The 21115-nt window shown below is 65.6% G+C and carries 20 protein-coding genes; 18 read left to right on the forward strand and 2 right to left on the reverse strand.

Going from position 1 to position 21115, the window contains the following annotated elements; genetic code table 11:
• The 15 genes from PATSB16_RS08575 to PATSB16_RS08645 all read left to right on the forward strand — a co-directional run bounded on the left by PATSB16_RS08575 (position 1) and on the right by PATSB16_RS08645 (position 15698).
• Complete coding sequence (locus tag PATSB16_RS08575; protein WP_047213769.1) at positions 1–1227, forward strand: CaiB/BaiF CoA transferase family protein; 1227 nt, start codon at positions 1–3, stop codon at positions 1225–1227.
• A gap of 1 nt (position 1228) precedes the next feature.
• Entirely contained in the window at positions 1229–2443 is a 1215-nt protein-coding gene (locus PATSB16_RS08580; RefSeq protein ID WP_083566735.1) for an acyl-CoA dehydrogenase family protein, read from the forward strand.
• 140 nt (positions 2444–2583) lie between these two features.
• Positions 2584–3426, forward strand: coding sequence for a transporter substrate-binding domain-containing protein (locus tag PATSB16_RS08585; RefSeq protein ID WP_047213770.1), 843 nt, complete (start codon positions 2584–2586; stop codon positions 3424–3426).
• A gap of 79 nt (positions 3427–3505) precedes the next feature.
• Positions 3506–4156, forward strand: a complete 651-nt coding sequence (locus PATSB16_RS08590) for an amino acid ABC transporter permease (RefSeq protein ID WP_047213771.1) — start codon at positions 3506–3508, stop codon at positions 4154–4156.
• 13 nt (positions 4157–4169) lie between these two features.
• Positions 4170–4832, forward strand: coding sequence for an amino acid ABC transporter permease (locus PATSB16_RS08595; RefSeq protein ID WP_047213772.1), 663 nt, complete (start codon positions 4170–4172; stop codon positions 4830–4832).
• 19 nt (positions 4833–4851) lie between these two features.
• Positions 4852–5703, forward strand: coding sequence for an amino acid ABC transporter ATP-binding protein (locus PATSB16_RS08600; RefSeq protein ID WP_047213773.1), 852 nt, complete (start codon positions 4852–4854; stop codon positions 5701–5703).
• Positions 5700–6869 carry a histidinol-phosphate transaminase gene (hisC, locus tag PATSB16_RS08605; RefSeq protein WP_047213774.1) on the forward strand — a complete coding sequence of 390 codons (1170 nt, stop codon included), beginning with the start codon at positions 5700–5702 and terminating at the stop codon, positions 6867–6869. The genes PATSB16_RS08600 and hisC overlap by 4 nt, the downstream gene beginning before the upstream one ends.
• Entirely contained in the window at positions 6866–7636 is a 771-nt protein-coding gene (hutC, locus tag PATSB16_RS08610) for a histidine utilization repressor (protein WP_047213775.1), read from the forward strand. Before hisC ends, hutC begins: the two co-directional genes overlap by 4 nt.
• Before the next feature lie 32 nt (positions 7637–7668).
• Complete coding sequence (gene hutH / locus PATSB16_RS08615) at positions 7669–9213, forward strand: histidine ammonia-lyase (RefSeq protein WP_047213776.1); 1545 nt, start codon at positions 7669–7671, stop codon at positions 9211–9213.
• 40 nt (positions 9214–9253) lie between these two features.
• Positions 9254–10963 carry a urocanate hydratase gene (gene hutU / locus PATSB16_RS08620; RefSeq protein ID WP_047213777.1) on the forward strand — a complete coding sequence of 570 codons (1710 nt, stop codon included), beginning with the start codon at positions 9254–9256 and terminating at the stop codon, positions 10961–10963.
• A 15-nt stretch (positions 10964–10978) separates the two neighbouring features.
• A complete protein-coding gene (locus PATSB16_RS08625; protein WP_047213778.1) occupies positions 10979–11590 on the forward strand; it encodes a HutD/Ves family protein in 612 nt (203 codons plus the stop codon).
• Positions 11587–12825: an imidazolonepropionase gene (gene hutI / locus PATSB16_RS08630; RefSeq protein ID WP_083566736.1), complete on the forward strand. Its 1239-nt coding sequence runs from the start codon at positions 11587–11589 to the stop codon at positions 12823–12825. The genes PATSB16_RS08625 and hutI overlap by 4 nt, the downstream gene beginning before the upstream one ends.
• Positions 12822–14207: a formimidoylglutamate deiminase gene (locus PATSB16_RS08635; protein WP_047213779.1), complete on the forward strand. Its 1386-nt coding sequence runs from the start codon at positions 12822–12824 to the stop codon at positions 14205–14207. Before hutI ends, PATSB16_RS08635 begins: the two co-directional genes overlap by 4 nt.
• A 56-nt stretch (positions 14208–14263) precedes the next feature.
• Positions 14264–15058 (forward strand): N-formylglutamate deformylase, encoded by a 795-nt coding sequence (hutG, locus tag PATSB16_RS08640; protein WP_047213780.1) that lies wholly within the window; start codon positions 14264–14266, stop codon positions 15056–15058.
• 106 nt (positions 15059–15164) lie between these two features.
• Complete coding sequence (locus PATSB16_RS08645; RefSeq protein ID WP_047213781.1) at positions 15165–15698, forward strand: cytochrome b; 534 nt, start codon at positions 15165–15167, stop codon at positions 15696–15698.
• A 20-nt stretch (positions 15699–15718) separates the two neighbouring features.
• Here PATSB16_RS08645 and PATSB16_RS08650 read toward each other — a convergent pair whose 3' ends face one another.
• Positions 15719–17047 (reverse strand): MFS transporter, encoded by a 1329-nt coding sequence (locus tag PATSB16_RS08650; protein ID WP_047213782.1) that lies wholly within the window; start codon positions 17045–17047, stop codon positions 15719–15721.
• A gap of 99 nt (positions 17048–17146) precedes the next feature.
• Positions 17147–18712, reverse strand: a complete 1566-nt coding sequence (locus tag PATSB16_RS08655) for a sulfatase-like hydrolase/transferase (protein ID WP_047213783.1) — start codon at positions 18710–18712, stop codon at positions 17147–17149.
• A 145-nt stretch (positions 18713–18857) separates the two neighbouring features.
• On the opposite strand from PATSB16_RS08655, the gene PATSB16_RS08660 reads away from it, so the two are divergent.
• The 3 genes from PATSB16_RS08660 to PATSB16_RS08670 all read left to right on the forward strand — a co-directional run bounded on the left by PATSB16_RS08660 (position 18858) and on the right by PATSB16_RS08670 (position 21087).
• Positions 18858–19424, forward strand: a complete 567-nt coding sequence (locus tag PATSB16_RS08660) for a MarR family winged helix-turn-helix transcriptional regulator (protein WP_237170321.1) — start codon at positions 18858–18860, stop codon at positions 19422–19424.
• Between the two features lie 118 nt (positions 19425–19542).
• Positions 19543–20319: a fumarylacetoacetate hydrolase family protein gene (locus tag PATSB16_RS08665; protein ID WP_047213785.1), complete on the forward strand. Its 777-nt coding sequence runs from the start codon at positions 19543–19545 to the stop codon at positions 20317–20319.
• 3 nt (positions 20320–20322) lie between these two features.
• On the forward strand, positions 20323–21087 hold the full coding sequence (locus tag PATSB16_RS08670; RefSeq protein ID WP_047213786.1) for a fumarylacetoacetate hydrolase family protein: 765 nt from the start codon (positions 20323–20325) through the stop codon (positions 21085–21087).
• The last annotated feature ends 28 nt before the right edge of the window (positions 21088–21115 follow it).

Below are 21115 nucleotides of genomic sequence, written 5' to 3' on the forward strand. Positions count from 1 at the left end.
TTGATTGCACAACGACTGCCCCTGGCCGGCATTCGCGTAGTGGACTTCTCGCGGGTATTGGCAGGCCCTTTTTGCACCGCATTGCTGGGCGACCTTGGTGCCGAGATTTTGAAGGTCGAACCGCCCGGCGGCGACGACTATCGCGCGGTCGGCCCCTTCGTCAATGGTCGCAGCGGCCTGTTCGAGGCAATCAACCGCAATAAGCAGAGTATTGTCGTGGATCTGAAATCCGACGACGGGCGCGCGCTGGCGCAGCAACTGGCCACGCATGCCGACGTGGTGGTCGAGAACTTTCGCCCGGGCGTGGCCGACCGCCTCGGCATCGGGTATGCCGCGCTCGCCGCTTTGAACCCGTCGCTGATCTATGCAAGCGTGTCCGGATTCGGCCAGACCGGGCCGGAATCGCACCGGCCGGCTTACGACATTGTCTTGCAGGCAATGTGCGGCCTGATGGATGCCACGGGCTCGCCGGACGGGCCGCCGACGCTGGTCGGCGAGTCGATCTCGGACGTTGTCAGCGGCCTGTTCGCGTCGTGGGGGGTGCTGGCCGCGTTGTTTGCGCGCGAGCAGACCGGCCGTGGAACCCAGGTCGACGTTTCCATGTTCGATGCCACGCTCAGCCTGATGGCTACGCTGGTCGCGCGCTACGCGGCAACCGGTTTGACGCCGCAACGCGTCGGCAATCGACACCCGTGCTCGGCGCCGTTCGGCGCATACCGCGCGGCCGACGGATTCTATGTGGTTGCCGTGTTGAACAACCGTCTGTTCGAAACCTTTGCGCGCACCATCGGCCGGGCCGACCTGGCGACCGATCCGCGCTATGCCGATGACGACGCCCGCAGCCGCTTCGAGCCGGAATTGCGGCGCTGCATCGAAGCGTGGTCCGCCGCGTTGCCCGTGGCCGAAGTCAACCGCATCCTGGGCGACGCACACATTCCGGTGGCGCCGATCTGGAGTGTCAAGCAGGCACTCGAGAGCGAGCACGCGGCGTTTCGTGCGCTGCTCACGGAAGTGCCGGCACCGCACGGCCCGGCCGCGCGCGTGCCGTCGCAACCGGTCAAATTCTCGGGCTATGCAGCCAACCGGGTTGGGCGTGCGCCCGGCCTGGGCGAGCACACCGAACCCATCCTCGCAGACTGCCTGCGCCTGAGCCCGGAGCGCATCGCGCAATTGCGCGCCGCCGGGGCGTTCGGCCCGGCCCGCGCGACCGCTTCACAGGAGCCATGACATGTTGCCCAGACTCGGCATTGAACACGACGACATCGAAATCGCCAGCGCCATCGAGCGCTTTGCACAACACGAACTGGCGCCACACGCCCGTCAGGTGGACGAGGAGGAGATAGCCACGACACGCTACGTGCCGGCCTTGGCCGAACTCGGTGTGATGGGCATGAATCTGCCCGAGCGCTGGGGCGGGGTCGGTGCTTCGCCCACCGGCGTGATCCTGTCACTGGTCGAGATCGCCAAGGCCTGTGCCGCGACCTCCTCGATGGTCGGCGCGCATTACCTCGCCACCGATTCGGTACTGATCGGCGGCGACGACGCCATCCGCGACCGCCTGTTGCCTGCCGCGGCAGCCGGCGCCCGACTCGGGGCATTCGCCCTGACCGAACCGCGCGCGGGCTCGAATCCGGCCGATATGGCAACGCGCGCCACCGCGCACAGCGATGGCTATCGGATTCAGGGGGTCAAACACTTCATCTCGAATGCGGGCGACGCGGACTTTATCGTCGTGTATGCAAAAACCGACCCCGCAGCCGGCGTGCGCGGTATCAGTGCATTCGTGGTGGAGCGGGGCACGCCGGGCCTGGTCATTTCGCCGCCGGAAAAATTGATGGGCATTCGCGGCGCGCCGGCGCACGAAATCGTGCTCGACTGCGTCGTGCCGCGCGCCAACCGGTTGGGCGAGGAGGGGAGCGGTTTTCGTACCGCGATGCGAGTGCTCGACAACAGCCGCCTCGACGTTGCCGCGACCTGCATCGGCATCGCCGAAGCCGCGCTGGCCGCCGCGCTGGACTGGGTTGCGCAGCGCATCGTCGGAGGCGAGCCGCTCGCCTGCAAGCAGGGCATTCAGTGGATGCTGGCCGACATGAAAGTGCGTCTGGAGGCCGCCTGGCTGCTGACGCTGCAGGCCGCCGCCAGGCGCGGCGCCGCGCAGCCTTTGACGGAGGCTGCCGCGATGGCCAAATGGTACGCCTCCGAAGCGGCGGCTTACGTCACGGACATGGCCTTGCAGATTCATGGCGGCTACGGCTTCACGCGCGACATGCCGCTCGAGCGCTTCGCGCGCGACGCTCGCATCATGCGCATCTATGAAGGCTCGTCGGAAATCCAGCGCACGGTCATCGCCAGGCACATGCTGGGTCGCCCTTCAAGTACGCCATCGTTGCCGGGCAACGCCCCGGCAAGCGCCATGCCGGAACCGGCGCGGGGGGCTGGTTAACACCTACAAGAAACTGATTTTTAATTTAAGCGAGTTGTATATACTGGTATGGTCAGCATCGTTAGCGTCGTTGGGCAATCGCTCCACCAGCCTCCGGACCGAGGTCGGTTTTGTCAGTCTACACACTAGGAGAAGCGTCGATGAAATCTTTTTCCATCTTCAAACGGGGTGCTCTATCGCTGTGCGCATGCGCAGTGACGCTGGCAACGCTGACGGTGACTGCCCACGCCGAGGATTTGCTCGCCAAGGTCAAGCACGACGGTGTGCTGACCATCGGCACCGAAATGCAATTCGCGCCGTTCGACTTCCTGCAAAACGGCCAACATGAGGGCTTCAACAAGGATTTCTTTAACGAAGTCGGCAAAGAACTCGGCGTGAAGGTGAAATTCCTCGATTTGCCGTGGCCTAGCGTGCTCCCGGGACTTGAAGCGGGCAAGTTCGAATTGGTGGGCGGACCGGTAACGATTACCAAGGCGCGCATGGCGCGCTACGCGTTCACTTTGCCTATCGCCGATGCCACCACGGCGCTGCTCAAGCGCGCTGATGACAAGAGCATCAACAAACCTCAGGACATCGCCGGCAAGCCGGTCGGCGGCGGCAAGGGCTCCGCGCAACTGGCGCAGTTGCAGGCCTACGTCGCCCACTTGCCCGGCAAGGCCGATATCCGCGAGTACATCGACAACAACCAGGCCTATGCCGATCTCGCGGCCGGCCGCATCGACGCGGTGGGCAATTCGCTGCCCAACCTGGCTTATGTGGCCAAGCAACGCCCGAAAGTCTTCGCGGTGGTGCTGCCGACCTTTGGCGCCAAGACTTACTTCGGTTTTGTCGGGCGCAAGGACGCCGATAGCCGGGCGCTGATCGACGCGGTCGACAAAATCATCATCGAAATGGACAAGGACGGGCGCATGGCCGCGCTGCAGAAGAAGTGGTTCGGGCTGGCAATGGATATGCCGCAAACGATGCCGGCAATCAATTTCTGATCGCGTGCGGACTGCCCGGCGCAGCGGCGCCGGGCCTCGTATGCGACAGATTTTTCAGCGTCTTGTCGAGAGTGTTCCTATGTCGGGTTTGACTACCTTCGTTCAAAGCATGCCGTTGCTCGCGCATGCCGCGATCAGCACGATCTGGATCTCGCTGCTGAGTCTCTTCATCGGTTTTTTCATCGGCACCGGGGTCTGCGCGGCGCGTCTGAGCCGGCATGCAGTGCTGCGCTGGATTGGCGGCGTCTACGTCGGCGTGTTTCGCGGGGTGCCGATGCTGGTCCAGCTGCTGGTCGCCTATTACTGCCTGCCGTTCATCGGCATCAACGTACCCCCGCTGGTCGCCGCGGTCGGTACCGCCTCGCTGTGCACCGCGTCGTATATCGCGGAAATCATGCGCGGCGGGTTTCTCGGCATCCCGGCCGGACAACTGGAGGCGGCCCGCGTACTGGGGATGTCATGGTTCGATATGCTGGTGCGCATCCAGGTCCCGCAGGCGCTGCGCCTGACGTTGCCGGCGCTGGTCAACGAGATGATCCTGCTGCTCAAGGCTTCATCGCTGATCTCGGTGGTCGGGGTCGAGGAGCTGACCCGCACCGCCCAGAATGTCGCCGCCAGCACGTTCGAGCCGTTGCCCGCTTATCTGGGTGCGGCGGTGATCTATCTGTGCATCAACGGCGTGCTTGCGCTGGCCGGCCAGGCCGCCGAGCGGCGTCTGAAGATCGCTTGAGGGGAGCGCGATCATGCATATCAATCCAAGCGTCATCACCAGCAATGCGGGCCCGATACTCGACGGACTGGGCATTACCGTTTTTACCTGGACCGCGGGCATCGCCATCGGCATCGCCCTGGGATTTTTCATCGCCGTGCTGCAGATCTTTTGCGGCCGGGTCGTCCGCGGGGCGCTGCGCGTCTATATTGAAATCATCCGCGGTACGCCGTTCTTGCTGCAATTGTTCCTGTTGTACTACGGCGGCCCGTCGTTCGGCCTGCGGCTCGAGCCGATGACCGCCGGCATATTGGGCCTGGGCCTTTATGGCAGCGCCTATTTTGCCGAGATTTTCCGCGCCGGATTTCTCTCCGTTCCGTCCGGGCAGCTGGAAGCCGCCGACGTGCTCGGCATGGCGCGCTGGCAAATGATCCTGCGCATCCAGGTACCGCAGATGCTGGTGATCATCGTGCCGGCCCTGGTCAATCTGATCATCGTCCTGAGCAAGGAAACAGCCGTGTTGTCGATCGTCACGGTGCCCGAGCTTACCTTTGTGCTCACCGCGATCGGCTCGGCTTCGTTTGCCTTCGTCGAGACGCTGCTGACGCTGTGCCTGTGCTACCTGGCCCTGGTCGAACTGACCGCGCGTGCCGGACGCTGGATGGAATCCCGCGTCGGGCGCTTCATGATTCGCTGAAATACCGGAAAAAGCCGTTATGGACCTTATCAATCAAAACCCGGCCAGCGCCGATGCCGCACCGCTGATTCAGATCAAACAGCTCGCCAAGCATTTCGGCGCGACACAGGTGCTGAAGGATATTTCGCTCGACATCCGGAAATCGGAGGTGGTGTGCATCATTGGCCCGTCGGGCTCCGGCAAAAGCACGCTGCTGCGCTGCCTGGCGTTCCTCGAGGAATACTCGAGCGGCCAGGTGCTGATCGAGGGTGAACTGCTGGGCTATGTCGATCAGGCCGACGGCCAGCGTGCGCGCGCGCCGCAGCGCGAGATCAACCGGGTGCGGCGCAACGTCGGCATGGTGTTCCAGCAATTCAATCTATGGCCGCACATGACGGCGCTGGGCAACGTCATGGAAGCGCTGCTGCGGGTACGCAAGATGCCGCGCGACCAAGCCCGCGAGCATGCGCTGGCGATGCTCGACAAGGTCGGGCTGAGTGCCAAGGCCGACGCCTATCCGGCGCGCCTGTCGGGCGGCCAGCAACAGCGGGTTGCGATTGCCCGGGCGCTGGCGATGGAGCCGCACATCATGCTGTTCGACGAGCCGACCTCGGCGCTCGACCCGGAGCTGGTCGGGGAAGTGCTGCAGGTCATGAAGGACCTGGCCCGCGAGGGCATGACGATGGTGGTGGTCACGCACGAAATGGGTTTCGCCGCGCAAGTGGCCGACACGGTCGTGTTCATCGATCATGGCACTATCGTCGCGCGCGGCACGCCGCAGCAAGTCTTCCACGACAACCATCATCCGCGCCTGTCGCAGTTCCTGCAGAACTATTTCGACCGCAATGCGTTCTGGACGCGCGAGGACGCCTCCAAGGAAGACGCCGCATGAGCACCGCGCCTTTGCTCGAACGCGTACGCCCGGCGGTGCGGGACTTGCCCGCCTATAACGCCGGCCTGTCGGCCGAATACGTGCGCCGCACCTATGGCGTGGCACACGTGGCCAAGCTCGGCAGCAACGAAAACCCACTGGGCGCCAGCCCCGCGGTGGCGACAGCCCTGGGACAAATCGGCGCCGAACTGGCGCAGTATCCCGATCCGGCCTGCGGCGCGTTGAGCGAGCGCCTGGCGGCCGAGCTCGGGATTCATCCCGCGCGGCTGATTTTCGGTAACGGCTCGGAAGATCTGATCGCGATCGCCGCGCACACTTTTCTCGCGCCCGGCGACGAGGTGGTGACGATGACGCCGGCTTTCGGGCTGCACACGATCTATCCGGCCGCCGCCGGCGCCCGTGTGGTGACGGTGCCGCTCAGGCCCGATTTCACCATCGACGTCGAGCGTCTGATTGCCGCGGTCTCGCCGGATACCCGGATGCTGATCCTGAGCAATCCGTCGAATCCGGTGGGCTCCGCGCTTTGCCGCCAGGACATGCAGCGCCTGCTGGCGGCACTGAGTCCGGCCACGCTGGTACTGTGGGACGAAGCTTATTACGAGTACGCGGCGACCGATGCCGATTACCCGGACGGCCTGCAGTTGCTGGGCGCCACGTCGCTGCCGTGGCTGTTGCTGCGTACTTTCTCGAAGGCATACGGGCTGGCCGGGTTGCGCATTGGTTACGGCGTGGCCGCCGACAGCGCCATGCTCGAACTGATGCACCGGATGCGTACGCCGTTCAACGTCAACCGGTTGGCGCAAAGCGCCGCGCTCGCGGCACTCGACGACCGAGCGCATCTGCGCGCGAGCGTGCGCCATGCCACCGATGAGCGCGAGCGCATCGGTGAGGCGTTGCGCGAGCGCGGTTATCGCGTCGCGCCCTCGCGCGCCAATTTCGTGTTTTTCGATACCGGCGAACATGCGCTGTCGCTGGCCAGACGACTGCTCGAGCGCGGCGTCATCGTCAAGCCCTGGCTCGAGCCCGGCTACCAGCGCTGCATGCGCGTGTCGGTCGGCAGCCGCGCCGACAACGACCTGTTTCTCGCCGCGTTGCACGCCTGCGCCAGCATCGGGCCGGCGCAGCATCCCATTGACCGCTCTTGCGAATCCTTGTCCAAGCCATGAAACCCAACGCCCGATCACACATATCCTCGGTTCGGGAACCGGCCGCGCCCGCTGCGTTGTACGAGCAGGTGAAGAATTTCATTCGTGAGCGTGTCAGCGCTGGCGAGTGGAAGCCCGGCGACCGCATCCCGTCGGAATTGAACCTGGTCGATACGCTGGGCGTCTCGCGCATGACGATCAATCGCGCGTTGCGCGAACTGACCGAGCAGGGCGCGCTGGTGCGGCTCTCCGGCGTCGGCACGTTTGTGGCGGAGAGCAAACCGCAATCGACGCTGCTGATGATCGCCCACATCGGAGACGAAATCCGCGCGCGCGGCCACAGCTACGACTACGAGATCCTGCTGCAGGCCCGCGAGACGGCGTCCGTCGAGGTGGCCGCCGCGCTCGATTTGCCGGTCGGCAGTTCGGTGTATCACGTCATTTGCGTGCACCGTGAGGATGGCCTGCCGGTGCAGCTCGAAGACCGTTACGTCAATCCGGCCAGCGCGCCGGACTTCCTGCAGCAGGATTTCACGGCGATCCGCCCGTCGCAGTATCTGCTCGATACCGTGCCGGCCCACGAGATCGAACATGTCGTGGAGGCCGAGTTGCCGACCCCGACGGAAGCCAAGTGGCTCGACATCCGTGCCGACCAGCCGTGTCTGACGCTGGTGCGCCGGACCTGGGCGCGCGGCCTGCCGGTCACCTTCGCCCGCTTCGTCCACCCCGGCTCGCGCTATCGGCTGGGCTGCCGCTTTCAACCCGACACCATGCAGCAACAAAGCTGACGGCCAGTGACGGTTCAAACCAAGAGGACATGATGAGTAATTTCGGTGACATTTTGACGCTCGTGCCGGGCTCCGTGAGCCTGGCTCAACTGCGCCGCATCTGGCGCGGCCGCACGCCGCTGGCGATCGACACCTCGGCGCTGGTCGAGGTCGGCCGCGCGCAGGCGGTGGTGGCCGAGGTGGTGGCGAGCGACGCCGTCGTGTACGGCATCAATACCGGCTTCGGCAAATTGGCGCAAACCATCATTCCGGTCGACCGTCTGGCCGAGCTGCAGCGCAATCTGGTGCTTTCGCACAGCGTGGGCACCGGCGCGCTGCTGCCCGAAGCCACGGTGCGCCTGGTGATGGCGCTCAAGGCAATCAGCCTGGCGCGCGGGCATTCGGGCGTGCGGCCTGAGGTGGTGCTGGCGCTGGTGCGCCTGATCAACGCAGGCGTCTACCCCTGCATCCCCGCCAAGGGTTCAGTGGGCGCCTCGGGCGACCTGGCGCCGCTGGCCCACCTCGCCGCGACCCTGATCGGCGTGGGCGAGGCGATGGTCGACGCACAGCGCATGCCCGCGCTCGACGCGTTGCGCCAGGCCGGGCTCGAACCGCTCGTGCTGGGTCCCAAGGAGGGCTTGGCGCTGCTCAACGGCACCCAGGTCTCGACCGCGCTGGGACTCATTGGGCTGTTCGGCGCCGAAGATGTGTTCGCCGCCGGCGTGATGGCCGGGGCGCTCTCGCTCGAGGCGATCAAGGGTTCGATCGTGCCGTTCGATCCTCGCATTCACGCCGCGCGCGGGCAGGTCGGGCAAATCGACATCGCCGCCGTGTATCACGAACTGATCGCCGGTAGCCAGATCCTGGCCTCGCATCGCCACTGCGGACACGTACAGGATCCGTATTCGATCCGCTGTCAGCCGCAAGTCATGGGGGCGTGCCTGGATCAGATCCGGCACGCGGCCGGGATCCTGCAAATCGAAGCGAATGCCGCGTCGGACAACCCGCTGGTCTTCAGCGATGCCGGCGATGTGCTCTCGGGCGGCAATTTCCACGCCGAACCGGTGGCCTTTGCCGCTGATGCGCTGGCCGTGGCGATCGCTGAAATCGGTGCGATCTCCGAGCGGCGCCTGGCGCTGCTGCTCGACTCGAACCTGAGCGGTCTGCCGCCGTTCCTGGTGACCGACGGCGGCATCAATTCGGGCTTCATGATCGCGCAGGTGACTGCCGCGGCGCTGGCCTCCGAGAACAAGTCGCTGGCGCACCCGGCCAGCGTGGACAGCCTGCCCACCTCGGCCAACCAGGAAGACCACGTCTCGATGGCCACCTTCGCGGCGCGCCGGCTGGGCGACATGGTCGAGAACACCGCCGTGGTGGTCGGCATCGAGGCAATGGCCGCCGCGCAGGGTATCGAATTCCACCGCCCGTTGCGCTCGACCGACTTGATGGAGCAGGCGCTCGCCGAGATCCGTTCGCGCGTCGCGTTCTATGAGCAAGACCGCTATTTCGCCCCCGACATTGCCGCGATGAAGGACTGGGCGCTCACGCCCGGCGCGCCCGCCGTACTGGCGCGCACGTTGCCGAGCGCGGCCCGTTGAGGCCGTTTCCCTTTCACCCGATTGCTGTTAGGAGTCTGTCATGAATGCCCCACAACCTCTCGACCTGCTGCGCACCGATCCGTCCCGCGTGATCCGTGCGCCGCGCGGCAGCGTCAAAACCTGCAAGAGCTGGCTTACCGAAGCCGCCTATCGCATGATCCAGAATAACCTGGACCCGGAAGTCGCCGAGAACCCGCAAAGTCTGGTCGTGTACGGCGGTATCGGCCGCGCGGCGCGCAACTGGCCTTGCTTCGACCAGATCCTCGAGAGCCTGAAGGCCCTGGAGGAGGACGAAACGCTGCTGGTGCAATCGGGCAAGCCGGTGGGCGTGTTCAAAACGCATGCGGATGCGCCGCGCGTGCTGATCGCCAATTCGAATCTGGTGCCGCGCTGGGCAACCTGGGCGCATTTCAACGAACTGGACCAGAAGGGCTTGATGATGTACGGCCAGATGACCGCCGGCAGCTGGATATACATCGGCTCGCAAGGCATCGTGCAGGGTACCTTCGAAACCTTCGCCGAGGCAGGGCGCCAGCACTATGGCGGCGATCTGGCCGGGCGCTGGATCGTCACCGCGGGCCTGGGCGGCATGGGCGGCGCGCAGCCGCTGGCGGCCACGCTGGCCGGTGCGGTATCGCTCAATATCGAATGCCAGCAGTCGAGCATCGACTTTCGCCTGCGCACCCGCTACCTGGACAAACAGGCCAGAGACCTCGACGACGCACTGGCGCTGATTGCCCATCACTGCGCACGCAAGGAAGCGGTATCGATCGGCCTGCTGGGCAATGCGGCCGACGTTCTCCCCGAGTTGGTCAAACGGGCGCAGGCGGGCGGCCCGCGACCCGACCTGGTCACCGACCAGACCTCGGCACACGACCTGATCCATGGGTATCTGCCGCGCGGCTGGAGCGTCGAACGCTGGAAGGCCGCGCAGCAGGATGCGTCCCAGCACGCCGCACTCACCGAGGCGGCGGCGCAGTCGTGCGCGGTGCACGTGCAGGCCATGCTCGCCTTCCACGCAATGGGCGTGCCGACCGTCGACTACGGCAACAACATCCGCCAGGTGGCGCTTGAACAGGGCATCGCCAATGCCTTCGATTTTCCCGGTTTCGTGCCGGCCTACATTCGCCCGCTTTTCTGCGAAGGCAAGGGTCCGTTTCGCTGGGTCGCCCTCTCTGGCGACCCGAGGGACATCTACAAGACCGACGCTAAAATCAAGGAGCTTTTCCCGCACAACCGCCATGTGCACCGCTGGCTCGACATGGCGCGCGAGCGCATCGCCTTCCAAGGGCTGCCGGCGCGCATTTGCTGGCTCGGCCTGGGCGAGCGCCATGTGGCCGGGCTGGCCTTTAACGAAATGGTACGCAATGGCGAGCTGAAAGCGCCGATCGTGATCGGACGCGACCACCTCGATACCGGCTCCGTCGCCAGCCCCAACCGAGAAACCGAATCAATGCGCGATGGCAGCGACGCCGTATCCGACTGGCCGCTGCTCAATGCCTTGCTCAATACCGCCGGCGGCGCAACCTGGGTCAGCCTGCACCATGGCGGCGGGGTCGGCATGGGATTCTCGCAGCACGCCGGCGTGGTGATCGTGTGCGACGGCACCGAGGCGGCGGACAAGCGCATCGGGCGGGTGCTGTTCAATGATCCGGCCTCGGGCGTCATGCGCCACGCCGACGCCGGTTACGATGAGGCAAGGGCCTGCGCGCGGCGCAATCATCTGAACCTGCCGTTTCTCAAGGCCTGAGCCGCTGGAGGATCCATGCCTGAATTGACGGTGCTTCGTGTCGACGCCTTGCCCGCCGTGCCGTGGAAGAACGGCGGCGGCACGACGCGCGAGCTGGCGGTGTTCCCGGCGGGCGCGGGATTCGATGACTTTGTCTGGCGAGTGAGCGTGGCCGACGTAGCGCAAAGCGGTCCCTTCTCGGCGCTGCCCGGCGTCGATCGAGAGATCGTCTTGCTCGAAGGCGAGGGGATGCTGCTGCATGGCGAGAATCTCACCCACCCGCTGGTGAAGCCGTTCGAGCCCCACGCATTTGCCGGTGAGACGCCGGTCGAGGCGACGCTGTGCGGCGGCGCCACCCGGGACCTGAATCTGATGACCCGCCGTGGTGCCGCACGCGGCCGGATCGCGGTGTGGCGCGGTGCGCAGCCGCAAGCGATCGCGCTCGAGTCCGATGCCCTGCTGGTGTATTGCGCGGCCGGCAGCACGACGTTGCGGCTGGACGACGGCCCGTCCTGGCAGTTGCGCGCCGGCGATATGCTGCACGTGCCGGCACCGACGGCGGCGTGCCGGGTGCAGGGCGGCAGCACCGACGCCGCGCTGGTGGCCGCGGTGATCCAGCTGGCGCCGGCTGGCGAGGAGGCTGCATGACGCACGGCACTCTGAGCGTGTGGCGCAATGCCCGGCTATGCCCGCGCGGCGATCCCGCCGACGTGATCGAACAGGGCGCCCTGATCGTGCAAAATGGCCGCATCGACTGGCTCGGCGCGGAGGCGGCCTTGCCGCCGGAGGCCGCGAACTTCGCATTGCAGCACGATGCCGGCGGACGCTGGATTACTCCTGGACTGGTCGACTGCCACACCCATCTGGTCTATGCCGGACAGCGCGCCGACGAGTTCGCGCAGCGTCTGGCCGGAGTCGGTTACGCCGAGATCGCGCAGCGCGGCGGCGGCATCCTGCGCACCGTGCGCGCCACCCGCGACGCCAGCGAAGATGCCTTGTTCCATCAATCGGCCCGCCGCCTCGAGGCGCTGCTGGCCGAGGGCGTCACCGCGCTCGAGATCAAATCGGGCTATGGGCTCGATCTGGCCAGCGAGCGCAAGATGCTGCGGGTCGCGCGCCGCCTGGGCGCCGCCTATCCGGTCAGCCTCTACACGACCTTCCTCGGCGCGCACGCGCTGCCTCCCGAGTATGCCGGCCGGGCCGACGACTATATCGACGAAGTCTGCGAGCGCATCTTGCCGACCCTGCACGACGAGGGACTGGTCGATGCGGTGGACGTGTTCTGCGAACGCATCGGGTTCACTGCGGCGCAGTGCGAGCGCGTGTTCCAGGCGGCCCAACGTCTGTCGCTGCCGGTCAAGATTCACGCCGAACAATTATCCAACGCTGGCGGCACGCGCCTGGCGGCGCGCTACGGGGCACTGTCGGCCGACCATCTGGAGTATCTCGACGAAGCGGGCGTGCAGGCGATGCAGGCCGCCGGGATGGTCGCCGTTCTGTTGCCCGGCGCCTTCTATTTCATTCGCGAGAAGCAGTTGCCGCCGCTCGACCTGCTGCGCCGTCACGGCGTGCCGATCGCACTGGCCACCGATAGCAACCCGGGCACTTCTCCCACCACCTCGCTTTTGCTGATGATGAACATGGGATGCACGCTGTTTCAAATGACCGTGGCCGAAGTGCTGAGCGGCGTAACCCGCCACGCTGCGCGCGCGCTGGGTCGATCCGACACGCACGGTGAATTGGCCCCGGGGCGTGCGGCCGACTTCGTGCTGTGGGACGTCGATTCGCTGGCCGAACTGCCGTATTGGAGCGGCCTCGACCGCTGTCATGCGCGGGTGCGCCAGGGCGTTCTCACGCATGGGCCAAGCGGAGCGCGCCCATGACGCCATCGACACTTTTTGCCTCTCACGCGCTGTTGCCCGACGGCTGGCAGCATGATGTCGTGCTGGCTTGGGACGCCGCCGGACGCTTCACTTCGATCGACGCCGGCGTGCCGGCGCCGCGGGGTGTTCCGCGCGCCGCCGGTCCCGTACTGCCGGGCCTGCCGAACCTGCATTCACACGCGTTCCAGCGCGCCATGGCAGGCCTGACCGAATATCGCAGCGACCCGGCCGACAGCTTCTGGAGCTGGCGTACCCTGATGTACCGTTTCGCGGCCGCGCTGACTCCCGAGCACCTCGAAGCGATCGCGCGCCAGCTCTATATCGAAATGCTTTTGGCCGGATACACCTCGGTGTGCGAGTTCCATTATCTGCACCATGATCGTCATGGCCAGCCCTACGCCAATCGCGGCGAACTGGCGCAGTGCCTGATTCGCGCGGCGGCCGACACCGGCATCGGACTGACGTTGCTGCCGGTGCTCTATCAATACAGCGGGTTCGGCAACGCGCCGCCGTTGCCCGAGCAGGCCCGTTTCATTCAATCTCCGCAGGCGCTGCTCGATCTGCTGGTGGCGTTGCGTCGTGCCGATGCGCCGCATGACGGCCTGGCCTACGGCGTCGCGCCGCACTCGTTGCGCGCGGTGTCGCCCGAGTCGTTACAGGCGCTGTTGCAGGGCGTCGATGCGATCGACCCGCGTGCCCCGCTGCATATTCATATCGCCGAGCAGATCGGCGAAGTGCAGGGATGCATTGCCGCCCTGGGCGCACGGCCGGTGCAATGGCTGCTCGACCATGTCGAAGTCGATGGCCGCTGGTGCCTGGTGCATGCAACGCATACCGACGAGCGCGAGCGCCGCGCCATGGCGCGCAGCGGGGCGGTGGTCGGCCTGTGCCCGAGCACCGAGGCCAATCTCGGCGACGGCATTTTCGAAGCGGCCGATTACCTGGAGGCGGGTGGGCGCTGGGGCATCGGTTCCGACAGCCATGCCAGTGTCAGTGTCGCCGAAGAACTGCGCCTGCTCGAATACAGCCAGCGCTGGCGCGATCGCCGGCGCAACGTGCTGGCCGACGCGCGGCAGCCGTATGTGGCCGACGCGCTGTATCTTGCCGCGCAACAAGGCGGCGCGGCCGCCAGCGGGCGGCCGATCGGCGGTCTTGCGCGGGGGCAGCGCGCGGATTTCCTGGTGCTCGACGGCACCGATCCGGCGATCAGTGGCGTGAGCCCGTCGCAAGCGCTGGCCGGGATGGTCTTCGGCAACCATGGCGGCAACCCGATTCGCGACGTGGTTGTGGGCGGACGCTGGATCGTCGACAATCGTAGCCATGCGATGCAAGCCCATGCCCGGAAAGATTTTCTCGCGGCGCGCACCGCGCTGCTGACGTGAACCGGCCGGCGCCTGTCGCGCCGCCGGGCCCCATCAAGAAGCCGAGGAAGCCCCCCATGAAAACCCCAACCTTCAGCCTGCGGCGCGGCCGCGTTCCGATGCTGGTCTCGATGCCGCATGTGGGCACCGTGATTCCGTCCGCGCTGGCCGCCGACATGACGCCGGTCGCCGCCCGCGTCGACGACACCGACTGGCATCTCGAACGGCTCTACGATTTCCTCGAAAGTCTCGGCGTTTCGATTCTGGTGCCGTCTCATTCGCGCTACGTGATCGACCTGAACCGTCCGCCCGACAACGTCAACCTCTACCCGGGCCAGGACACCACCGGGCTGTGTCCGATCGACACCTTCGACAAGGAGCCGCTGTATGCGCCGGGCCGCGCGCCCGACGAGGCAGCCATCTTCCAGCGCGTGGCGACCTACTGGCAGCCTTATCACACGGCGCTGCAGGAAGAGTTGGCGCGGATCCATGCGCAGCATGGCCGCGCCTTGCTGTGGGATGCGCATTCGATCCGCTCGCAAGTGCCGCGCTTTTTCGATGGGCGGCTGCCGGATTTCAATTTCGGCACTGCCGGCGGCGCGAGCTGCGGGCCTGGGCTGGGCGAGCGGCTGCGCGATATCGTCGCCACCCATGGCGTGTATTCGACCGTGCTCAACGATCGCTTCAAGGGCGGCTATATCACGCGTCAGTACGGCCGGCCGGCGCAGCACATCCACGCCGTGCAGCTCGAACTGTCGCAAATCACTTATATGCAGGAAACGCTGCCCTATGGGTTCGACGAGACCCGCGCGGCAGCCGTGCGACCGGTGCTGCATGCACTGGTGGAGGCCATGCTTGCCTGGCCGGGTTGAAGCCGGTCGGGCAGGTAAAAATTTGTCGCACCGGGGCGTTGCCTAAGTCAGGGCTAAGCCTCGGCCGGCACAATCGAGTCTCCACATCCTGCCCGAAGGGAAATGTATGTCGTCGACGCACAAATACGATTCTGTCGCCAGAGCGTTGCACTGGCTGGTGCTGATTCTGCTGGTGGCCCAGTATGCGGTCGCCTGGACCATGCCCGATATTCGCAAGGACACCTTGCCGGTCGGCCTGGTTGCCTGGCATCTGTCGCTGGGCACCGCCTTGCTCGCCGCGATGGTTCTGCGGCTGGTCTGGCGCATCGGCCACCCGGCGCCGCCCGCCACGGATGTATCGCCGCTGTTGCATGGGCTTTCCCGTCTCACGCATGCGGCACTGTATCTGTTGCTGTTCATCGTGCCGGTGATGGGCTGGATCAACGCGTCGGCGCGTGGCTACGCGGTCAAGCTGTTCGGCAACATCACGCTGCCGGCGCTGTCTTCCACCGGCTCGGCGCTCGGCCACGAGATGGGCGACATCCACCAATACGCGGCCTATGGCCTGCTCGCCCTGATCGGCTTGCATGTGGCCGCTGCGCTGTATCACCACTTCGTGCGGCGTGACAGCACACTGCGGCGCATGCTGCCGAACGTCTGAGCCCCCTGCGACCGGCGCGCTCAGACGGCTTGTCCGACCTGCGCCGCGGCCGAGCGCCGTGGCGCTGGCACAAAGCAAAGCAGGGCAGCCATTGCCGCGGCAAGCAGCGCCGCGACAACCGCCAGGCCTGGATAGACGCTGCCGGTATGCGCCTTGAGGGTGCCGACCAGCGCCGGGCTGACCGCGCCGCCCAGGGCGCCGATCGCGGTGATGGTGGCAATCCCGCCGGCCGCCGCGCCGCCCTCGAGGTAGGCGGTCGGAATGGTCCAGAAAATACTCAGCACCGAATAGATGCAGGCCGACGCGACGACCAGCAGCACCGTCGTCAGCGCGACGCTGTGCGCTGCCAGCGGCAGCAGCAGGAAGCTCGCGGCGGTTGCCAGACCGCAACCGGCGACATGCCAGCGACGCTCCATCCGACGATCGGAACTGCGGCCGATCAGCACCATGCCGATGGCCGTGAAAATCGAAATCGCGCCGCTTAACCAGCCGATATTACCGACCTGCTGCACGCCGACCTGGCGCAGGATCGTCGGAATCCAGAATCCCACCGCGTTCAGGCCCATGAAAATCGCTACGTAAATCAACGACAGCAGATAAATGCGCGGGTTGCGCAGCACGTCGATCAGCTTCGCCGGCACCGCGCCTTGCTCGCTGCGGCGCCTGGCGTCGGCTTCGAGCGCGGCGAGCACGCGCGCCGTCTCGGCACCGTCGAGCCACTTCGCGTCGTGCGGACGATCGGTGAGCAGGAACATCGCCAGCAGGCCGAGCACGATGGCCGGCACGCCTTCGGCGATAAACAGCCATTGCCAGCCGCGCAAGCCGAGCGCGTCGTGCAAATGGCCCATGATCGCCCCCGAGACGGGCCCGCCGATGACGCCCGCCAACGGCACCGCGACGATAAACAGGCTGGTGATGCGGCCGCGTCGGTTGTCCGGGAACCAGTAGGTCAGATACAGGATGATGCCGGGGAAAAAGCCCGCCTCGGCCGCGCCGAGCAAAAACCGCAGCACGTAGAGCATCGGCGCGTTTTTCACGAACATCAGCAAGACCGTGATGACACCCCACGAAACCATGATGCGCAGCAGCGTCTTGCGCACCCCGATGCGCGCCAGCAGCAGATTGCTGGGCAGCTCGAACAGCACGTAGCCGATGAAGAACATGCCGGCGGCCACGCCGAACACCGCATCGTTCAGATGCAGGTCGTGCAGGAATTGCAACTTGGCGAAACCGATATTGACGCGATCGATAAAGTTGACGACGTAGCAGACGAACAGAAATGGCACGATGCGCCAGGCGATCTTGCGATAGATCGCGTCGTCTTGCGAGCGGGCGGGCGAGATGAACATGGATGTCTCCTGGATAACCCGCCGATGGAGCGCCAGCGGGTCCTGCTTTTATTGTGTGAGTCGATAAAACGGAGTGGCTGGCACGACGGCCGGGGCGGCCTACCACTCGCCAAAAAACACCCCCCACTGCTTGTGCGTATTGGTTTTGCTCTCCACGCTCGGATGGTCGATGGTCACGCGCCGTTTCAGCGTGCCGTACCAGTCGGCCAGCTTGCCGTGCATGCGCACGCGCACGGCCTCATGGGCGGGATCGGCACCGAGGTCGACGAATTCGCCGGGGTCGGCGCTCAGATCGAACAGTTGCGGACGGTACCCCAGCCAGTGCACATATTTCCAGCGCGCGTCGCGCACCATCCAGCCCCGGCACTCGTCGGGCCTGCGGCCCAGCGCCAGACGCGCGCCGCGAAAGCTGTAGTCGAGCTCCGACACCACGCAGTCGCGCCAGTCCGTGACCGCCTCGCCGCGCGTGAGCGGCAGCACCGAGACGCCTTCGATACGCTCCTCGTAGCCGGGCAGGCCGAGCGCGCCGAGCACGGTCGGAACTACGTCGATGCCCGACATGAAACGCGTCTCGGTGGTGCCGCGCGTGGCGTCTGCCTGAGGTGACGGGTCGTGAACGATCATCGGCACGCGCTGCACGGTGTCGTAGAACTGCTCCTTTTCGCCCAGCCAATGGTCGCCCAGGAAATCGCCATGATCGGCGGTAAAGATAATCAGCGTGTCCCGCCAGCGGTCGAGCCGCTCGAGCGTCTCCCAAAGCCGGCCGAGATGGTCGTCGATCTGCTGGATCAGGCCCTGATATACCGGCCGCACCGTGTTCGATACTTCTTCGCGAGAGAAATTGATGCATTCCTCCTGCGTTCGGTACGCGGCCAGCACCGGGTGGGCGTTCTCAAGCTCCGAGGCGCGCCGCGCCAGCGGCAGGCATTGGTCGAGCGCATACATGTCATGGTAGGGGCGGGGCGCCACGTAGGGCCAGTGCGGCTTCACGTAGGACAGGTGCAGCGCCCAGGGCTCGTCGCCCTGTTGCTCGATGTAACGGATCGCCTGGTCGGTCATGTAGGCGGTCTCGGAGTGCGGCTCGGCCACGCGCGAGGGCCACCGCACGTTGCGCATCTTCCAGCCGGAGTGGATCTCGCCGGCGTCGTCCTCGACGCTGATGACGAAGTCGCTCCATGGCCTGTCGCTGACGTAGCCGTTTTGCCTGAGGAAAGCCGGATAGCCGCTTTCATTGCCCGGCTCATGGTGACCGTCGTAGCGGTCAAGCTCCACGAACGAGCCGCTCGACAGTCGCTGCCCAAGCGCGCTGTTGCGGGCTATCTCGAGTCGTTCAAAACCACCGATGTCGGTCAGCACGTGGGTCTTGCCGGCCAGCGCCAGCGTGCGGCCGTGCCGCTGCAGATATTCTCCCAGCGTGATCTCGCCGAGCGACAGCGGCACCCGGTTCCAGTTCGCGCCATGGCTGCTCATGGTGCGGCCGGTGTAGTACGACATGCGCGAGGGGCCGCATACCCCCGAGGTGACGAACGCATTGTCGAAGCGCACGCCGCGCGCGGCCAGCGCGTCGATGTTGCGGGTGCGCAAATAGGGATGACCGTAGCAGCCGAGGTGATCCCGGCGCAATTGGTCGCACATGATGAACAGAACGTTTCGCGTCGCTGCCATGGCAAGATCGTGAGAGGTTTTTCGGCACACGGCCAATGAACCGACATGCTAGGCATCGCGCCGACGTTTGACCTAATCAAACATGTGTGCGACTGCACAAATCGTAGCGCACGACGGCGCCTGCGGCCTGAGCACGCCGATATAATTGAAACCGCTCCCGTTCCTGCCCACCATCATGCCGCGTCGATCGCCGTCCCCGTCAGCGCCTGCCGCGCCGCTGCTGAAAAATCCCGAGCATATCGAAGACTTTCTGCTGTACCGGATGCATAACCTGACACGTCTGGCGGTGCGCGGCGTCGGGCTGATGTTCCAGCGCGAGGTCGGCATCAGCCGGCGCGACTGGCGGATACTGGCCTTCGTCGGCAAGACGCCGCAAGTGAGCCTGAGCGACCTCGCTGCGTTGGCCAAGCTCGACATGGTGGTGACCAGCCGCTGCGTGGCGACGCTGGTCGAAGCCGGGTTGATCGCCAAGGTCCGCCTGAGTGCCAACAAGCGCATCACGGCGCTGACCCTGACCGAAGCGGGGCGCGACGCCTACGAACGCGCACGCCTTGGGGGACAGCGATACAACCGGGAATTCACCGCATGCCTGAGCGACCAGGAGGCGGAGTTGTTCGAGCGACTGCTGGTAAAGCTCGAGCGGCAGGCCAGGACATTGACACAGCGCGAGATCGAAAAAAGCGGCGGTGCGCCGGGCGACGGCAGCAATTAGGAGACCCCGGACGAGACTCGTCGAGATTTTGCTTGAAACCGCCGGATCATTTATTTAATATGTTAAGTAAATAACCGGCGCGCTTCGATCCGTGCCGCAGCCATTTCTGGAGAGAGATATGCGACAAGCCCGGATAGCCGTGGGAGCGACTCCGCCGAGGCAAGTCGGCGTGGCGGCCGGCTCGCTGCTGCCGTTCGACGCGCACGGCACCTACGCCGAGGGCACCTTCACGTGGCTGCCGCCAGTGACCGGCACCGTGTACGCAACGCTGCTGAACTTTCGTGGCGCTCTCCACGCGCTGGGCGAGAGCGTGCACGCCGCGCCGTATCTGGCGCCGCCCAACGCCCCCATTCTTTATTTGAAGCCGGTCAATACGCACGCCGGGCATGGTGCCGCCGTCGCGCTGCCGCCCGGCGAAGATGCGCTGCGGGTCGGCGCGTCGCTGGCGATCGTGTTCGGGCGCCAGGCCACGCGTGTCGACGCGCGCGATGCGCTCGACTACGTTGCCGGGTACACCGTGGCGGCCGACATCAGCGTGCCGCACGACAGCTATTATCGTCCGGCGGTGCGGCAGCAATGCCGCGACGGCTATTGCCCGCTCGGGCCATGGATCGTCGCCGCGGCCGACGTGCCGAATCCGGATGCGCTGGCCATCACGGTAAGGGTCAACGGCCAGATACGCCAGCAAAACCACACATCGAACCTGATCCGGCCGGTGGCGCAACTGATCGCCGAGGTCACCGCCTTCATGTCGTTGCGGGCCGGCGACGTACTGCTGGTGGGCGCGCCCGAGGGTGCACCGCTGGCGCACGCGGGAGATCGCATCGAGATCGATATCGAAGGCGTCGGGGTGCTCGCGCACAGCGTCGTGGCTGCCGCACAAGGAGACGAGTAAGCGATGAAGACCGCACGCGTGGCCTATGACGGCCTGATCCATCTGGCCCATCCTGCGCAGGCCGGCTCGCTGCGCCTGGCGGACGGCCGCCAGGTCGCCGAGACCGAGGTGACCTGGTTGCCGCCGATCGAGCCGCGCACCACCTTCGCGCTCGGGCTGAACTATGCGGATCACGCAAAGGAGCTCGCCTTCAAGGCGCCAGAGGAGCCTCTGGTGTTCCTAAAGGGTCCCGGGACATTCATCGGACACCGCGCTCGCACCGTGCGCCCCGACGGCGTGAAGTACATGCATTACGAATGCGAACTGGCGGTGGTGATCGGAAAAACCGCGCGCGGCGTCAGGGCGCGCGACGCCTACGAGTACGTGCGCGGCTATACGGTGGCCAACGACTATGCGATTCGTGACTATCTAGAAAACTATTACCGGCCGAACCTGCGAGTGAAAAATCGCGACACCTGCACACCGCTCGGGCCCTGGCTGACCGATCGCGACGACATCGCCGACCCGATGAATCTGACGCTGCGCACCACGGTCAACGGCAAGCTCACGCAAGAGGGCTCGACACGCGACATGATTTTCAGCATTCCGTGGCTGATCGAATATTTCAGCGGCTTCATGACACTCGATGCCGGCGACATGATTCTGACCGGCACGCCCCAGGGCCTCGCGGACACCCGGCCCGGTGACGAAATCGTCACCGAAATCGAGGGCGTCGGGCGCCTGGTGAATACCATCGTCGCCGAACACGACTATTACGGCGCACGCTGAACGCGCCGCCGCATCTGGAGAAACGGAC

This window comes from Pandoraea thiooxydans (genome assembly GCF_001931675.1).
Lineage (GTDB): Bacteria > Pseudomonadota > Gammaproteobacteria > Burkholderiales > Burkholderiaceae > Pandoraea > Pandoraea thiooxydans.

Coding starts and splice junctions, on each gene's coding strand:
- PATSB16_RS08580 (WP_083566735.1), top strand. CDS start 1,229: ATGTTGCCCAGACTCGGCATTGAACACGACGACATCGAAATCGCCAGC.
- PATSB16_RS08585 (WP_047213770.1), top strand. CDS start 2,584: ATGAAATCTTTTTCCATCTTCAAACGGGGTGCTCTATCGCTGTGCGCA.
- PATSB16_RS08590 (WP_047213771.1), top strand. CDS start 3,506: ATGTCGGGTTTGACTACCTTCGTTCAAAGCATGCCGTTGCTCGCGCAT.
- PATSB16_RS08595 (WP_047213772.1), top strand. CDS start 4,170: ATGCATATCAATCCAAGCGTCATCACCAGCAATGCGGGCCCGATACTC.
- PATSB16_RS08600 (WP_047213773.1), top strand. CDS start 4,852: ATGGACCTTATCAATCAAAACCCGGCCAGCGCCGATGCCGCACCGCTG.
- hisC (WP_047213774.1), top strand. CDS start 5,700: ATGAGCACCGCGCCTTTGCTCGAACGCGTACGCCCGGCGGTGCGGGAC.
- hutC (WP_047213775.1), top strand. CDS start 6,866: ATGAAACCCAACGCCCGATCACACATATCCTCGGTTCGGGAACCGGCC.
- hutH (WP_047213776.1), top strand. CDS start 7,669: ATGAGTAATTTCGGTGACATTTTGACGCTCGTGCCGGGCTCCGTGAGC.
- hutU (WP_047213777.1), top strand. CDS start 9,254: ATGAATGCCCCACAACCTCTCGACCTGCTGCGCACCGATCCGTCCCGC.
- PATSB16_RS08625 (WP_047213778.1), top strand. CDS start 10,979: ATGCCTGAATTGACGGTGCTTCGTGTCGACGCCTTGCCCGCCGTGCCG.
- hutI (WP_083566736.1), top strand. CDS start 11,587: ATGACGCACGGCACTCTGAGCGTGTGGCGCAATGCCCGGCTATGCCCG.
- PATSB16_RS08635 (WP_047213779.1), top strand. CDS start 12,822: ATGACGCCATCGACACTTTTTGCCTCTCACGCGCTGTTGCCCGACGGC.
- hutG (WP_047213780.1), top strand. CDS start 14,264: ATGAAAACCCCAACCTTCAGCCTGCGGCGCGGCCGCGTTCCGATGCTG.
- PATSB16_RS08645 (WP_047213781.1), top strand. CDS start 15,165: ATGTCGTCGACGCACAAATACGATTCTGTCGCCAGAGCGTTGCACTGG.
- PATSB16_RS08650 (WP_047213782.1), bottom strand. CDS start 17,047: ATGTTCATCTCGCCCGCCCGCTCGCAAGACGACGCGATCTATCGCAAG.
- PATSB16_RS08655 (WP_047213783.1), bottom strand. CDS start 18,712: ATGGCAGCGACGCGAAACGTTCTGTTCATCATGTGCGACCAATTGCGC.
- PATSB16_RS08665 (WP_047213785.1), top strand. CDS start 19,543: ATGCGACAAGCCCGGATAGCCGTGGGAGCGACTCCGCCGAGGCAAGTC.
- PATSB16_RS08670 (WP_047213786.1), top strand. CDS start 20,323: ATGAAGACCGCACGCGTGGCCTATGACGGCCTGATCCATCTGGCCCAT.